Annotated in this window: 9 protein-coding genes and 1 other RNA gene; 2 read left to right on the top strand and 8 right to left on the bottom strand. The window is 64.4% G+C overall.

What is annotated here, in order from left to right:
- Positions 1-3,177 (bottom strand): TonB-dependent receptor plug domain-containing protein, encoded by a 3,177-nt coding sequence (locus tag VC212_RS06275; RefSeq protein WP_323514660.1) that lies wholly within the window; start codon positions 3,175-3,177, stop codon positions 1-3.
- A gap of 305 nt (positions 3,178-3,482) precedes the next feature.
- On the opposite strand from VC212_RS06275, the gene hemL reads away from it, so the two are divergent.
- A complete protein-coding gene (gene hemL, locus VC212_RS06270; protein WP_323514662.1) occupies positions 3,483-4,772 on the top strand; it encodes a glutamate-1-semialdehyde 2,1-aminomutase in 1,290 nt (429 codons plus the stop codon).
- Positions 4,773-5,610: 838 nt separating this feature from the next.
- The gene (locus VC212_RS06265) at positions 5,611-8,379 is read left to right on the top strand and encodes a LuxR C-terminal-related transcriptional regulator (RefSeq protein WP_323514664.1); all 2,769 of its coding nucleotides are present in this window, start codon (positions 5,611-5,613) and stop codon (positions 8,377-8,379) included.
- Positions 8,380-8,532: 153 nt separating this feature from the next.
- Here VC212_RS06265 and azu read toward each other — a convergent pair whose 3' ends face one another.
- The 7 genes from azu to VC212_RS06230 form a co-directional block, all read right to left on the bottom strand.
- Positions 8,533-8,982 (bottom strand): azurin, encoded by a 450-nt coding sequence (gene azu, locus VC212_RS06260; protein ID WP_055848532.1) that lies wholly within the window; start codon positions 8,980-8,982, stop codon positions 8,533-8,535.
- Between the two features lie 160 nt (positions 8,983-9,142).
- Positions 9,143-9,219, bottom strand: a non-coding RNA gene (locus VC212_RS06255) — sX9 sRNA.
- Between the two features lie 129 nt (positions 9,220-9,348).
- On the bottom strand, positions 9,349-10,551 hold the full coding sequence (locus VC212_RS06250; protein WP_323514666.1) for a pyridoxal phosphate-dependent aminotransferase: 1,203 nt from the start codon (positions 10,549-10,551) through the stop codon (positions 9,349-9,351).
- 30 nt (positions 10,552-10,581) lie between these two features.
- A complete protein-coding gene (locus VC212_RS06245) occupies positions 10,582-11,085 on the bottom strand; it encodes a RidA family protein (RefSeq protein ID WP_323514667.1) in 504 nt (167 codons plus the stop codon).
- Between the two features lie 22 nt (positions 11,086-11,107).
- Positions 11,108-11,533, bottom strand: coding sequence for a cytochrome c (locus tag VC212_RS06240; RefSeq protein WP_115528831.1), 426 nt, complete (start codon positions 11,531-11,533; stop codon positions 11,108-11,110).
- Positions 11,530-13,137 (bottom strand): NAD(P)/FAD-dependent oxidoreductase, encoded by a 1,608-nt coding sequence (locus VC212_RS06235; protein ID WP_323514668.1) that lies wholly within the window; start codon positions 13,135-13,137, stop codon positions 11,530-11,532. The genes VC212_RS06240 and VC212_RS06235 overlap by 4 nt, the downstream gene beginning before the upstream one ends.
- A 67-nt stretch (positions 13,138-13,204) precedes the next feature.
- Complete coding sequence (locus tag VC212_RS06230) at positions 13,205-15,487, bottom strand: TonB-dependent receptor (RefSeq protein ID WP_323514820.1); 2,283 nt, start codon at positions 15,485-15,487, stop codon at positions 13,205-13,207.
- Between the last annotated feature and the right edge of the window lie 323 nt (positions 15,488-15,810).

The raw sequence follows: 15,810 nt of genomic DNA, 5'->3' as shown, positions 1-15,810 counted from the left end.
TTAGAAGTCGTAGCTCAATGTCACCCGGCCCGAGCGCGGCGCCTGGTACGCCACCACCTGATTCCACAGCGGGTTGGTGGTGTTGTCGGGCAATTGCGAGAACGGGTAGATGTTGGTTGCGGTCTGCTCGTTGGTGATGTTGAACACATCGAAGCGCAGCGCCAGCTTGCCGTCGGCAAACGCCGGCTTGTAGGTCACGCCCATGTCGAGCTGGGCGATCCAGCCCAGGCGGCCCTGTGAACCGGGGGGCGATGCACTGCCGGTGCCGGTTTCCGGGTTGTAGCAGTAGTGGTACGGCCCACCAGTGATCGCACTGCCGCCGTAGCCGGCCGGATCGCGGCCGCTGTACTCGGTGCCGTAGTAGTTACCCAGGCAGTTATGCGGCGCACCGGAGATCAGGCTGAAGTTGGCCGAAGCGCCCCACTGCGGATTGAACTGGTAGAAGCCGAACAGCTTGAGCTGATGACGGTGGTCGTTGGATTGATCACCATTGAAGTGCTCCATCAACGCCGCATGGTCCCAGCTCTGCGTGGTCGACACCGAGGCCTGGCCCTGGTAGCTGCCCAACGCGCCGCCGGTGCGCCACAGGTCCGAACGCACCTGGCCTTCGGTGGTGCCGTAGCTATGCGACCAGACATAGTTGACCTTGGCGTACCACTGGCCGTCGAACGGGCGCTCCAGGTTGAATTCCACCGCCGAATAGTTGCGCTTGAACTTCGGGAAACCCGCCGCCTCGCGGCTCACCGACACTTCGTGGAACTGGCCGTCGGTACCGATCACGCCCCAGGTATTGGTCTGGCCCGGATTGATCAGCGATGCACCGGCAACTTGCGAGAAGTCGATGGTGACGCCTTGCGCCGCCGCGGCGTTGATCAGCGCCGTGTTGGAGACGTCGTAGTTCTGGTCGTCGATGCCGGCATTGAGACGACGATGCGTGCCGCGCACGCCCAGCACCCAGCCACTTTCGAGTTGCTTGGTAAAGCCGAGGATGACCTCGTCCTGATTCTCGCCTTCGATGTCCTTGGCCACCGCAGTGCGCACATCGGCAATGCGGCCGAAACGCGAGTTGGCCGAGACCGCAGAGCCCAATTGCTGTGCCAGCACCGGCGTGCCATCGGCATTGATGCCGCTGTAGGTGAAGTAGGTATCGGTGGTGGTGGCGGGGGTGAACAGGCTCACCGCCGACAGCGGCAGACCGAGGTAATAGCGCCCGAGGTTACCGAACACCTTCAGGCTGGAATCGCCGTTGACGTCCCAGCTGAAGCCCAATCGCGGTGCCCAGGCATTGTCCACTTCGATATAGGGGTCGCCGAACGGGGTGTAGTTGGTGAACTCGTCCTTGCGCAGGCCGATGCTCAACAGCAGGTTGTCGGTGACCTGCCACTTGTCTTCGATGTAATACGCGCGCTGCTTGGCCTCGTACGAGTACAGGCTGGTGTTGATATTGCGCACCGCGTAATAGCCGCTGGAGCCGTTGACCGGATCGACCAGGCCCGGGCTTGGTGCGCCGATGCCGCCGGCTTCGTTGGCCGACTGACTGACCAATCCGCCGGTGGCCAGTCCGTTGGGATCGTTGGTCTGGCCGTAGGTCCACGCAAAGCCGGGGCCGGACAGCACCGAGCCGACATCGATGCCTTCGGACTTCTGGTTGTCGATACCGAAATTGAGCGTGTGGTGGCCGAGACGCCATTCCAGATTCAGGCGCTGATTGTCTTTTTTGTACTCGCGGTCGGGCGAACTGACCGAGGTCACCAGCTGATTGCCGATGCGCGGGGTGCCACCGGTATACGCCGGATTCTGCAGTGCGGCGCTGTTGATGACAGGGCCACCAGCCGCGTCGTAGTTGAACGGGGTCAGTTCGTCGGGCGTTGTCATCTTGCCGTACAGCGCGGTCACGGTGAGGTTGTCGCCGAGGTAGCCGGTGTACTTGCCGGTGAACAGCGTGGGGCCGGTTTTCCAGGTGGATTCGTCGGTGAAATAGCTGCCGCGCTGGCGGTCGACATAGTTGTAGCGATAGATCGAGCCGTTGGTCTCTGCCTTGTCGCTGGCACCGGTCACCTCGATCAGGTGGTTGTCGGTGATGTTCCAGTCCACCTTGGCGTACCAGCGCTTTTGCTTGTAATCGTAGTCGGTGAGGCCACCGGTGCGGCCGTTGTCGGTGTCGCGATTGGTGCCCACGCGCACGCCGTCCGAATCCACCTGCTCGGCGGCCAGGAAGAAGAACAATTTGTCCTGGATGATCGGCCCGCCGACGTAGGCGCTGTAGGTGGTCTGGTTGGCTTCCGCCTCGCTGGCCGGCTGGTACAGGCCGTTGGCTGCTCGCGCGTAGCGGTAAGCGGCGTTGTTGACGGTGCTGCCCTGGCTGTCCGGGCGCCAGTAGATATCGCGCTGATTGGCGCGCAAGCCGTTCGGCTCCCAGATGACCGCTGCGCCGAACTTCCATTCGTTGGTGCCGCGCTTGCCGATCTGGTTGATCACGCCACCATTGGCGCGACCGTATTGCGCGCCGTAGCCGCCGGTGAAGATTTCCTGCTGATCGATGGCGCCGTACGGCAGGGTCAGACCACCCAGGTTGTTGCTGATGGTGGTGGTGTTGAAGCCGTTGAGGTAATAAGCGTTTTCGCTGGCGGCCGAGCCGCCGAAGCTGGGCAGCGAACCACCGAGCGGACCGTTGTCGAAGCCGCCGCTGTTGACCACCACCCCCGGCGCCAGCAGCGCGATCGCTTCGGCGGTGCGGCCCAGCGGCAGTTGCTGCAGCTGTTCGGCGGTGATCACGGTGCGCGTATCCACGCTGCTGACGTCGATGGTGGTCAGGCCGGCGGCGGTGACGGTGACACTGTCCATGGTCTGCACGCCGCTCCCCGCGGCGGCAGCGAACGAGACGTCTGTGTTGGCGCCGACGGTGATGCTGACGTTCTCGCGGGTTTCCACCACCGCGCCATCGCGCTTGACCGTCACCTTGTAGGTGCCCAGCGGCAGGTTGCCGGCGGTGTAGCGCCCGCGCGCATCCACCGGCACTTCGCGACTGAGGCCGCTGTTGTTTTCGACCACCACGCTGGTGCCATTGCCCTGCCCCACGCTGCCGACGATGCTGCCGGTGGTCGACTGCGCGTGTGCACTGCCGATGGCCACAACCAGCGCCAACGCCAAAGCACGCTTCTGGATACTACGGTTCATGCGTTCTCCCCAAGATGGAAACTGCCGGCAACGCGGCTAAATGAACGGGGCCAACGGCCACCGCAATCACACTTTCTGAACATCGGCAGCGAGGCGCCAATGACCGCACGCCATCAGCTCATACCCAAACTGTCGATACCGTCGCGTTCGATCATAGGCAGCCAAGTTCCCCTACCCGGCGGCTCCGACGGGTAGGCGGGCCTCTGCCGGGTAGGCGCGCGAGGCCGCAGGCCTGACAATGGCGGACGCGATGCCCGCTGCCGGGCGTCGATGCCCCCATCGGTATTCCTCAAGGATCTGCGCGCATGAATCACACCCGCTCCCACGCCCTGTTCGCCCAGGCGCAGACCCTGTTGCCCGGGGGCGTCAATTCACCCGTGCGGGCGTTCAAGTCGGTCGGCGGCGAGCCGTTCTTCGTGGCGCGCGCCGATGGCCCGTATCTGTACGACGTCGACGACAACCGCTACATCGATTACGTGGGCTCGTGGGGCCCGATGATCGCCGGCCACAACCACCCCGCCGTGCGCGACGCGGTGGAACGGGCGATCCGCGATGGGCTGTCGTTCGGTGCGCCCTGCGCGGCCGAGGTCACCATGGCCGAAACCATCACCCGGCTGGTGCCGTCGTGCGAGATGGTGCGCATGGTCAACTCCGGCACCGAAGCCACGCTGTCGGCGGTGCGGCTGGCGCGCGGCGCCACCGGGCGCAATCGCATCATCAAGTTCGAAGGCTGCTATCACGGCCACGGCGACTCGTTCCTGGTCAAGGCCGGCAGCGGCATGCTGACCTTGGGCGTGCCTACCTCGCCAGGCGTGCCGGCGGGCTTGAGCGAGCTGACCGCCACGCTCAGCTTCAACGACTTCGAAGGCGCCACCGCGCTGTTCGACGAGATCGGCGCCGACGTGGCAGCAGTGATCATCGAACCGGTGGTGGGCAACGCCAACTGCATTCCGCCGCTGGCCGGCTACCTGCAGCATCTGCGCACGCTGTGCACGCGGCATGGCGCGCTGCTGATCTTCGACGAAGTGATGACCGGCTTCCGCGTCGCACTGGGGGGCGCGCAGGCGCTGTACGGGGTGACGCCGGACCTGACCACCTTCGGCAAGATCATCGGCGGCGGCATGCCGGTGGGCGCGTATGGCGGCCGTCGCGACCTGATGGAGCAGATCGCACCGGCCGGGCCGATCTATCAGGCCGGCACCTTGTCGGGCAACCCAGTTGCGATGGCGGCGGGCCTGGCAATGCTGGAGCTGGTACAGGAGCCGGGCTTCCACGCACGTCTGAGCGAGGCCACTAGCGCGCTGTGCGAAGGGCTGGAAGATGCCGCCCACGCCGCCGGAATCGCGGTCACCACCAATCAGGTCGGCGGCATGTTCGGGCTGTTCTTCACCAACGAAATCGTGGACAGCTACGAGCAGGCCATTGCGTGCGACACCACCAGCTTCAATCGCTTCTTCCACGCGATGCTGCAGCGGGGCGTGTATCTGGCGCCGTCGGCGTACGAAGCGGGCTTCATGTCCAGCGCGCACGATGCGGCGGTGATCGACGCCACGCTTGCGGCGGCACGCGAGGCGTTTGCGGACGTTGCGCGCTAAGCGCGCCTGCACCGACACGCGTTGCCAGCGTGATCGCCGGCCGTGGCAAGCCCACGCCGGCGATGGGCCAAGGCATCGACGCCACACGGGCAGTTGCAAGCGTCGATGAGCCGCTGCAGGCCCGGCAGTGCCTGCGCGGTAAGCGATGCATCTACACGCGGTGAGTCTGTACTGCCCGTTCGCTTCTCAGTTGCAAGCGTTGAGGCGCCGCTGCAGGCCAGGCAATGCGCCTGCGTGGCAAGCGATGCATCTGCGCGCGGTGAGCCTGTACTGCCCGTTCGCTTCTCAGTTGCAAGCGTTGAGGCGCCGCTGCAGGCCCGGCAGCGCGCCTGGGCGGTAAGCGATGCATCTGCACGCAGTGAGCCTTTACTGACCGTTCGCTTCAGCCGCTTTACGCGAACGTGCCTGTTTGCCTAATGTCACCGAAGGCAACTGACAAGGCTCCGCAGCGCCCGCGCGGCGATGCGAATCGCAGTGACCGGCCGGCGCTCGCGGAGCCGCCGACGCACGCTGGCTGCGATGAATAGGCGCTACCACTCTCCTGCCCCTCCGCACTGAACAGCCCAGCGGGGCGAGCAGTGCCTGACCCAGCGCACAGCCTGCATGGTCGCCTGCGACGGCGACCGCAGTTAGCCCCAGCACACTTTGCTTTTGTCTTACGGCTGTCATACCTTTCTGAAAGGTGCTCACGGACGGGCATGGGTGGGGACCCTCGAAGCAGCCGATCTGTCGTTGTCGCCGTTGTGGTGACAGGCTGGCCGTCGCCGCTGTTTCACTCTGGTTGTGCAGCGTGTCGAGCCGGCGCGCTGCTGACGCTTGTCAGGGCCGCCCTCGCCTCATGTTCAAGCCTGTTGCGTTGCTCACCCCGCGCCCGTCGCCATCGCGCGACCATGCGCTTCCCGATTGGCTGCTTGCCAGCAAGCTGGAACCGCCATTGCCGCGCCCGGGTGCGGTAGTACGCGAGGTCTTGCTGACGGCATTGGATCAGGCGCAGCTGCGGCCACTCACGCTGCTGCTGGCCCCGCCGGGGTTCGGCAAGACCACCTTGCTTGCGCAATGGTATGCGCGCAGACGTGCGCACGACGATGCGGTGGCGTGGCTGTCGCTGGATGAAGAAGACGCCGATGCGGCACGTTTTCTCGGCCACCTTGCGCTGGCGCTGCAGGGCGCGGGTGCAGATCCGGCGCTGTGTGCCGGCGTGATGCACAACCGCGACCAGGACCCGCGCGATGCGGCCACCGTGTTGATCCGCGCGGTACGCAGCGCACCGCGACGGATCAACGTGATCCTCGATGACTACGACCGGCTCGGGAATGGCCCGGTCGATGAGCTGGTGTTGCGACTGGTCGAACACAGTGGCGGGCGCCTGCATCTGTTGCTCGCCACGCGTCGCGTGCCGGCGTTGCCGCTGGCGCGGCTGGATCTGCAGGCGCACCTCAGCCGCATCGGCAGCGCGCAACTGGCGCTGGACAACGACGAAGCGCGCGCACTGCTGGGACCGCATATCCCGGCACCGGTGGTCGACGAGCTGTTGCGCTACACCGAAGGCTGGCCAGTCGCCTTGCATCTGGCGCGGCTGTGGCTGGAAGGCAATGCGCAACGTCAGCAGGAAGTCGCCGCACGTTTTTCCGGGCGCAGCACGCAGATTGCCGCGTATCTGGCCGAACAGGTCGTCAACGATCTCGATGCAGACACGCGCGATCTGCTGTTGCGCACCAGCCTGCTTGATCGCGTCAACGCCGCGCTCGCCGATGCGGTGCGCCAACGCGACGACAGCGGCCGGCTGTTGGCGCGGCTGGACCATTTCCATGGCCTGCTGGTGCCGCTGGATGGCGAGCGCGAATGGTTCCGCTATCACCCGTTGTTTGCCGACTTCCTGCAGCAATTACTCGATCGCGACCATCCCGGCCAGGCCGTGCAGCTGCATCAGCGCGCGGCGCGCTGGTTCGGCGAGCACCAGCATCTGGCCGACGCCGTGCGCCATGCCGCACGTGGCGAGTGCGGCGACATGGCCGCCAGTTACATCGCGCGCGCCGGTACCTGGCAATTACTGCTGACCCACGGCATGCATGAGGTGCGCGCGTTGCTGCGCCATTTCGAGCACCGCAGCATCCGCGACACGCCTGCACTGAATCTCACCCAGGCATATCTGCATCTGAAACTGGGCGAGTTCAGTCATGCGCGCCTGTTGCTGGAACGCTTCCGCGATTTCCCGGCCGCCGTGCGCGAGCCACTGCAGCGCGACTACACCGTGGTGGTGGCATTGCTGCGCGACCGCCTGGACGAGATCTGTGGCAATCCGCATGGCCTGACCCAGATTGCCGCGCAGGCGAGCGCATTGGACGAAGACGATCATCTCGGCCGCGGCACCTTGCTGTGCATCTGTGCCACGACCGCGCTGGCACAGGGCGGGTTTGCCGTGGCCGAGCGCTATGCCCTGGCTGCGCGCGATGCGATGCACCGCGGCGGCAGCGATCTGGGCGCCAGTCAGGCGTTGCTCTCGCTCGGCCAGAGCTTTTTCTACCGCGGGCGGCTCGGCGACGCCGAAGCCTGTTATCGGCAAGCGCTGAGCTGGTGCGCACGCACGCCGCAACTGGACCGTGTGCTGGAAGCGGCCGGCAATTGTCTGCTCGCGCAAGTGCACTACGAGCGCGGCCACCACGACGATGCCGCCGACCTGCTGCATCCGGCAGTGGAACTACTCGAGCAGCACGATGGCGGCGTGGACGTGCTGGCGGCCGCGTACGACACCGCGCTGGGTCTGGAACGCGTGCGCGATCACAGCGGGCGCAGTGCGCTGGTGCTGCTTGAGCATGTCGAGCAGATCGCGCATGGGCGCAAGCTGGCGCGACTGTCAGAGCTGGCGTCGGCATGGCGTTTGATGTTGCTGCTGGAGCATCCCGGCAATGCCGCCATCGATGTCGTAATCGCGCGCACTGGCGGGGAATCCGGGCTGGCGCACACACTGCGCTCGGCGCATCGCTGGCGCGATCGTGCGGCGATGGGCTTTGCGTTGGCACGTTGGCATCGCCTGGCCGGGCGCAGCCATGCGGCGCTGACCATTCTCGGCCAGATCGAGCAGGCCTGTCTGAGCAGCGATAACGCCTGCCATCTCGCGCGCACCCGCGCCCGCATCGCACTGGTGCTGCAGCAGCGCGGCGAACTGCTCGCCGCCCTGCCGCATTTGTACAGTGCGCTGGACCACGTGGCGCTGACGCAGAGCTGGCAGGCGATCATGGAGCTTGGATTGCCGGCAAAGGCGATGTTGCGCTCGCTGCGCCAACACGACCCGCAAACGGTTGGCGGCACCACGCGTGCATTGACCATCCAGGCGCTGCTCGAACGCCTCAGTGGTGATGAGGATCCCGCCAGCGATGTATTCAGCGAACGCGAACTGGAAGTGCTGGCGCAACTGGCGCGCGGTTATTCCAACAAGCAGATCGCCCGCCACCTGCACCTGTCGGAAAACACGGTCAAATTCCATCTGAAGAATCTGTATCGCAAGCTCGACGCGCGCAGCCGCGAAAGTGCATTGGCGCAGGCGCTGCAGCGCGGAGTGTTGCGCGGCGAGGACACGCAGCAGGCATCGGATACGTCGCCGCGCTGAGCGGCGTGCACATCATCATGCATCGCGGATGCGCGCGCCTGTGATCGCGAAGAACAATTGCGCATGCGTGGCAATGCGGCGGCTGTCGCCTGATCGATGCGGCTGCGTCAACGCGGCGAAGGGCGCTGGAGACAGGCTCCAAGCGCCCCACCATCACCCAAACTTCAACGTGCCTTTCATCATCGCCCAGTGCCCGGGAAACGAGCAGAAGAACGTGTAGGCGCCGCCCTTGGTGAGTTTGCTGGTTGCAAAGCTGACCGTGGTGCTTTCGCCGCCACCGACCACCTTGGTATGCGCGATCACACGCGCATCGGCCTTGGGCAAGTAACTGTCGGCAATGGTCGAGCGCATGCCGTCATTGGCCACCGCCTGGAAATCGGCGGACTTGGTCAGCACCCAGTTGTGCCCCATCACCGTGGCGGCCATCTTGCCGGCGTGCTTGAGCGTTACATCCACTTGGGTGCAATCGGGTGCAATCGTGATGGCGCTTTGATCGAACTTCATCTGGTCGTTGCCGGTGATGGTCACCGCGCAGGTCCGCGCCCAGGCCGAGGGCGCCATCGCTATCAAGCCAAGCACAGCAATCGTCGAAAACAGCTTCAAAGGCAGTCCTCCTGAAATAAGAAAGCGCGGTATGTGCAAGCGACCGACGCTCGCGCCTGCGCCAGTGCAGTCAGAGTACCGCCTTGCCGTTTCCAATGCAGTGCTGCGCCGCCGCACAATCCACTGTGCGCGGCGATCGAGATGTGCCGACGCTAAGAGCGGCTCACAAAACGTAGCGAGCAGTCGCCAGGTGGGTGTGAACGGTGCAATCAGAACCGGAGTGTACGGGTGGTACATGCCGATCCCGAGCACCGGCCGCGCCCGCCTGGCGGCTGCACAGTCGTTTTGTTAGCTGCTCTAAATATCCAGCGCATCAGGCGAGAACCACACCGGCAGGATCACTGCGCGGCAGTCGCGCAGACGACGCTACGCATAGCGGAAGAAGTCCCGCATTGGGTCGTGCACATCGGCTGCGGCCTGCGGCAGCGGCAGCGGGCCGCGCTTGCCGGCCATCACCTGCACGAACGCCTGCTTGAAGCGTGCCATCTCTTCGGGAGTGCCCACGGTGATCCGCGACCAGGTGGGCCACACCGGCCAACTGCGGCCGATGAACACGCCAAAGGTCGCCATGTCGTCCTTGAAACCTGCTGCCGGCCGCTTCACATCGACCATGAAGCAGTTACTCTCCGACGCCGTGCACGCGTAGCCCTGCTGACTGAGGAAATCGATGACGTCCTGCCGCGTGGCTGCAGTGCGTGCACGGCGCTGCGGCACCAGATCGGGGTCGCGCAAGCTGGCCAGACCCGCCGCGGCGGCCGTCACCGGCAAGCTGTTGACGCTGTAGAACATCAGCTTGGCGAGCAACTCCGGGCGCGCGGCTGCATAACCCAGTCGGATGCCGGCCATGCCGTAGAGCTTGGAGAAGGTGCGCAACACCACCACGTCCTCGCCGGCAGCCACCATATCCACCACGCTGCGGGTACTGCGCGCGAAGTGGATATAGGCCTCGTCCACCACCAGCACGCTGCCCTTGGGCTTGTGCGCCAATGCGTACTCCAGATCCTTGCGTGCGGTGACCGAGCCGGTGGGATTGTTGGGGTTGCAGATGTAGATCACGCCGGCATTGGCGTCGGCGGCGCACATCGCCTGCACGTCGTGCGAAAAATCCTTGCGCAACGGCACCTTGATCAACGGGGCGCCATTGCGCGTGGCAGCGCGCCACCCCGATTCGTAGGTCGGGTCGGCAGTGACCAGCGCAGCACTGGGCGAGGTGAAGGCCAGCATCGTGTAATCCAGCGGCTCGGTGGAGCCGGCATAGGCCATCAGATGGTTCACCGGCAACTTGAGCTCGGCCGCCAGCGTGGTCATCAGTTCCATCTGGACCTCGCGCAGATAGCGCCCGCCCTGCGGTGCAATCTGCGCAATGGCCCTGACCGCTGCTGCGGACGGGCCATCCGGAAACTCGTTGGAGCCGATCATTACCGGCGATAGCGCGCCTGCCGCTGGTGGCACGATGGCGGCGGTACGTTCGGCGGCGCTGGCAAACAGCGGCAATGCGCCAGTCCCGGCGGCACCTGCAAACAGTGCGGAATCACGCAGAAATCTGCGGCGCGACAGCGGGGTATTCATGGTGACCTCCAGCAGGGCGGTGAGGTGAACTCAAGGACGCACGGCGACCACTTCGATCTCCACCCGATACAGCGGATTGCCCAGCGCAGCGATCTGGAAGGCCGAGCGTGCCGGCAGATTGGGCTGTTCCTTGGTGCCGAAGAACTGCCGGTAGCCCTCCATGAATCCGTTGAAATCCATCTTGCCGCCCATGGCCGGGTCGCCGACCAGAAACACCTGCATCTTCACCACATCGCCCATGCCCAGGTCGAGCGATTTGAGCTGGTCCTGGATCTGCTTCAACACGCTCACCGTCTGCGCCTTGGTGTCGCCGTAGGCGGCCGCAGAATCCTTCGGCACGCTGGTATCCACCACTGCCGGCACCTTGCCGCTGACATACACGGTGGCCTTGCCGGCCGGAACTTCCACCGCGGCGGCAATGGGGAAATCGCTGTTGGGAATCTTGTGGCGGATCACCTCGGCAGCAGTTGCAGGGCTGAGGCCTGCAGATAACACGACGGTGGCAACGAGAGCATTGACGGCGGGACGGAACATGGCAACTCCTTGGAAGAGAGAATCAGTGACGCAGCAGCTTGACGTCGTCGGCGGTGACACGCTCGGCATGGTCATTGCCGAAATGGGTGCGCACATAGCTCACCACTTCGGCCACCTGACGATCTGTGAGCATGTCGCCAAATCCCGGCATGCCGGCGTTGCCGTCGAGCACCATCATGGTGACGTAGGGCGCAGCCGCCAGCTTGGGATTTCCCGCAAGCGCCGGGTATTCACCGGCGCCTTGCGCACCGCTGCCGGCCGGCATGTGGCAGCCCTGGCAGACCGCGCGGTAGACATGCTCGCCGGAGGCGGTGGCGAACCCCTTTTGTGGATACAGCGCGGTGGCGTCGGAACTTTGCGCCTGCGCATCGCGCAGACCGGGCGGAAACAACGCAGCGCCGATGACCAGCGCAACGGCCGCAGCACACACACGTGGCAACAGACTCATGCGCGACCTCCGCCGGCAATGACCTTGCGATGCAGGCGGCCGACGACATCGTGTGCCGACAGGATCGCGCCCTCCTGCCAGGCCGGGATATAGGACACATGCTCGCCGGCCAACGCCAGGCGGCCGTCGATCTGACAGAGCGGCTCGTAATGTTCGGCACGCGCCTGCTCGCTCCACATGCCAAAGCAGCCGTGGGTAAACGGCACGCGGTGCCAACCGACCGCAATGCCGTTTTCGAATTCGCGCGGATATTGCGGGTGCAATTGCGTGCCGTATTCGACCGCCTTGCGCACCCGCTGCTCGGGACTCATCGAAGTGAATTGATAGGCATCCAGCCCCCACACATACGCCCCGAGCAGCACCCCCTTGCCGGCGCTGTGGTAGCCGGTGCTGGGATAGCTGATCAAGGTGATCGGCAGATCGGTGTAGCTGATGCCGCCGTAGATGGCCTCGTCCTCTTCCCAGAAACGTCGCTTGAATTGCAGACCCACCTTGACCGACGCGGCATACGGCACCTTGCCGATCGCGGTGGTCATCGCGTCGCTGGCGGTGGTGGGAATCCGGCTGAGCACCGACAACGGAATCGTGCAGATGCACCAGTCCGCGCTGGCTACGCGTTCTTCGCCACCGCGTGTGGCGTCCTGCCAGGACACGCGCACGCCGCTGCCGTCCTGATCGATCTTGGTGACCTTGGCGTTGTAGGTGATGGCATCGCCGAGCTGGCGCGCGAACGCCTTGCCGATCTGGTCCATGCCGCCCACCGGCTGAAACATGGTGGTCTGCATTTCGTAGTTGTTACCAGCCGCCAGCGTGGTCCATAGCCGCGAACGCAGCACATCCTGCACGCTGAAGGGATCGGAGAATTCCGGCTTGCCCGACAAGCCGCCACCGGGGTAGCGCGCAAAGCCACGCCGTTCGCTGCTGTCCTTGCCTTTGACGTAGCCGAAGTTGCGATCGAGCGCCCCCCAGGTACGTAGCGATTCCAACAGCACTTCCTGATCCTCGCGGCTGACTGCCGTATCCAGTGCGTGCTGCTGTGTGCACTTGGCCAGCAACTCGGAGACATGGCCCTTGTAATCGGCATCGATCGCGCGGAACCGCTGCGGTTTGCCATCGAAGCCTTTCTGGCTATGCAGCAGCGCGTTGTAGTTGACCTGGTTGAACGCTTCCAACGCCACACCGAACTGCTTGCAGTAACTCAACACCGCCTTGTGGTGATGCGGAATGCGCCACGGCCCCGGATTGAGATACAACCCATCGTCGAACTGGCAGTGCTGGGTTGCGCCACCGAGTTCGGTGTAACGATCGCCGCCACGCAACGTCCAGTTACGGCCACCGGGGCGGCCGTTGTATTCCAGCACCTGCACGCGATAGCCGGCCTTGCGCAATTCGAAGGCCGCGGTCATCCCCGCCAGGCCCGCGCCCAGAATCAGCACCGATGCGCCCTTCGGGTCGCCATCCAGCTGCATTGGGCCGGTAAAGCGCGATTCGGCCGCCATGCCCAGGCTGCTCATCGCCTGATACATCATCGCGCCGCCAGCGGTCATGCCGATGCGCGCCAGCAATTGCCGCCGCGTCATCGCCCCAGTGTGATTGCCTTGCATCAACGCACATCCCCTGCATGTCATGGACAGTCGCGCGGCCGGCCGCAATGCCGGCCGCGTCGATCACTCAAAATCGGTAAGACAGGCTTGCGAACAGCTGGCGCGGCGCGATCAGCTGGTATGAGCCGGAGCTTTCGTTGGGAAACACCGCGCCAATCGCATCGTCTTTGTCGAACAGGTTGTAGGCCGACAATTGCAAACGACCACCGGCAAGAAACCCGGCATCGCCGCCTTGATACCCAACGCTTCCATTGACGATGAAGGTGGCATCCACCTGGTCGGTATTGAGCGTGTCGCCGTAGCGCTTGCCGGTGTATTTGGTGTCGAGGTTGGCGAAGAAGTGCTCGCCTTCCCAACCGCCGTTGACGCTGAACATCAGCTTGGGCGCATCCGGCACGTCGTTGCCTTTCACCTGCACCAGCGCGCCGCTGACCGGGCCGAAATAGTTGTCCTGGAACTCGGAGGTGTTCCAGGTCAACGATGCACCGAGCCGCCAGCCCGGCGCCGGCTTCCACATGCCGGATAGTTCCGCACCATAGGTCTGCACGTCGCCGACGTTGGCGTACACGGTGGGCGCCACCACCAGCGGGTCCGGATCGGTCAACGCGATGATGCGGTTGGAATAATCGATCTTGTAGGCGGCCAGATAACCGCTCCACTGCGTGGATTCGGCACGGATACCGATATCGATGTTGGTGGATTCTTCCGGCGCGATATCCGGATTGAACGCACCGGAGGTCAGCGCCAGCCGCGGCGCGGAACTGAAGTTTTCCGCGTAGTTGGCAAACACCTGCACACCCTCGGCCAGCTGGAAGCTTGCACCGACCTGCGGCTGAAACCAGTCGCTGTTCTTGATGGTCACCGCGCGACGCACACCAACGTTGAAGTCGTCCAAATTGGCGATCCCGTTGTAGTCGCGTTTGACATCCAGCCCCTTGGCACCGAATTCCATCGTCAACCGATCATCCAGCAGACGCAGCGTGTCCTTGACGTAGAGCTGCTTCACCTCGGTGGAGAAGTGGTTGTCGTAATAGATGACGATGGGCAGAGCGTTCTTGAGCAAGGCGCCGGTGGCCGGGTCCAGGTTGTACAGCGGGCGCACCTGATCGAAGTCGTAACTCTCGTACCAGGCACCCACTTCCAGCTTGTTGTGCTCGGTCTCCCACGCCACCGCCGTGGTCAAACCGTAGCGATCGCCGCCCATGATTTCTTCGCGCCGCGTCATCGCACCGACGCGGGTGACATTGCCAGTGGCATCGACAATCTGCGGATCGTTGATGGCGATATCGGTGCGCCCTGGGGTGCCGGCAATCGCATCGTTGTACAACCCGGTAGCGGTACTCGGCGGCGTGCCGCCGACACCGTAGCCATGCTTGTTTTCGTAGTAGCCGGTGAAAGTGACGCCGATGGCATCGTTGAACATGAAATCGCCATGCAGGCTGAGCAGCGAATCGCGGCGGCCGTTCTGCCATTCGCTGTAATGCTCGGCATCCACTTCCGGATTGCCGGTGATGCGTTCGTGCAGATCCCACGACACCGAACCGTCGGAGTTGTACGACTGCACGTCGTAATCCTTGCGGTTGTTGTAGATCCAGCCCAACGTCAGGCTGCCGGCATCCCAGGCCTGGCGCACCTTGGCTTCGAAGTGATCGCTCTTCTGCGTGGCCGGTTCCATGTCCCACACACCGCCCTGCGTGCGCGATGCGGAAAGGTAGGCACTCGGCCCGCCGTCCCACCACTCCGGCGTATCCAGACGCACAAAACTGCGTACCAGATCGTCCGAGCCGATGGTCTGGGTGAGATTGCCGCTCCAGCTATCGCCGCCCTTGGGTGGCAGGCTGGTGTAGCGGATCGCACCACCGAGTGCGTGATAGGAGGGCTGGGTGACATCGCCCGAGCCGGCGGACACCGTGACATCGAGCAGGTTTTCGCTGGAGACGTAGCGTGTGATCGGCCCGCCTTCGCGGGTGTCGAAGGTTTCGATCGGAATGCCGTCCAGCGTCACGCCGATCTGGTTGGCGGAAAATCCGCGGATGGTCATCGAATCGCCGAACTCATACAGCCCGAACGGGTCGGTGGTCTGCACGTTGACGCCGGGCAGACTGGCCAGCAGCTGTTGGGGTGCCACGCCTGGTACCTGGGCCTGGATCTCGTCCATCGAAATGGAGGCGGTGGTACGCGTGGAGCCGGTGCCGACCACGCTGACCGCATCCAGAGTGCGCGCCTCCTGCGCCAGTGCCGGCAGGCTGTGCGCGCCGGACATCAGCAGGGTCATCGAGGCGAGCGTGTGGCGACGCGTGGCGGCGGTGAGAATGGCGGCCATCGCGGTCGCCAACTGATCGGTGTTCAAGCGCTTAGGCATGCAATCGACCCCTGGAATGTACTGCGTGCTGAGTGACCGGACCCGCTCCCCAAGACCGGCTGATACCGCACATGCGGCATGGATCGACCATACCCAGCGAGGTTGCGCCGCAGACGCGGTGCGGAGGGTAGGGCCTGCGCGTGCGGGTAGGTTCTTACCGAGCTAGAACCTTTGAATCCGTAGCGTAGATGCTCAGGTTGGCGTGCCCGTGGACGCGCAGGGCTTCCGCGATAAGGCGTGCGCGACCGCCGTACGCGGGTGTGAGACGTCGCGCGCCACGCGCCTACCCGTTCGCGCGTATCAGGGCATAG

This window comes from Xanthomonas sp. WHRI 8932A (genome assembly GCF_035012785.1).
GTDB lineage: Bacteria > Pseudomonadota > Gammaproteobacteria > Xanthomonadales > Xanthomonadaceae > Xanthomonas.
Note: the sequence above shows the minus strand (reverse complement) of the source record. Positions and strands in the feature narration are given on the sequence as shown.

What these genes read in the sequence shown, in the direction of transcription:
- VC212_RS06275 (WP_323514660.1), bottom strand. Translation starts at nt 3,177, where the DNA reads ATGAACCGTAGTATCCAGAAGCGTGCTTTGGCGTTGGCGCTGGTTGTG.
- hemL (WP_323514662.1), top strand. Translation starts at nt 3,483, where the DNA reads ATGAATCACACCCGCTCCCACGCCCTGTTCGCCCAGGCGCAGACCCTG.
- VC212_RS06265 (WP_323514664.1), top strand. Translation starts at nt 5,611, where the DNA reads ATGTTCAAGCCTGTTGCGTTGCTCACCCCGCGCCCGTCGCCATCGCGC.
- VC212_RS06250 (WP_323514666.1), bottom strand. Translation starts at nt 10,551, where the DNA reads ATGAATACCCCGCTGTCGCGCCGCAGATTTCTGCGTGATTCCGCACTG.
- VC212_RS06245 (WP_323514667.1), bottom strand. Translation starts at nt 11,085, where the DNA reads ATGTTCCGTCCCGCCGTCAATGCTCTCGTTGCCACCGTCGTGTTATCT.
- VC212_RS06240 (WP_115528831.1), bottom strand. Translation starts at nt 11,533, where the DNA reads ATGAGTCTGTTGCCACGTGTGTGTGCTGCGGCCGTTGCGCTGGTCATC.
- VC212_RS06235 (WP_323514668.1), bottom strand. Translation starts at nt 13,137, where the DNA reads ATGCAAGGCAATCACACTGGGGCGATGACGCGGCGGCAATTGCTGGCG.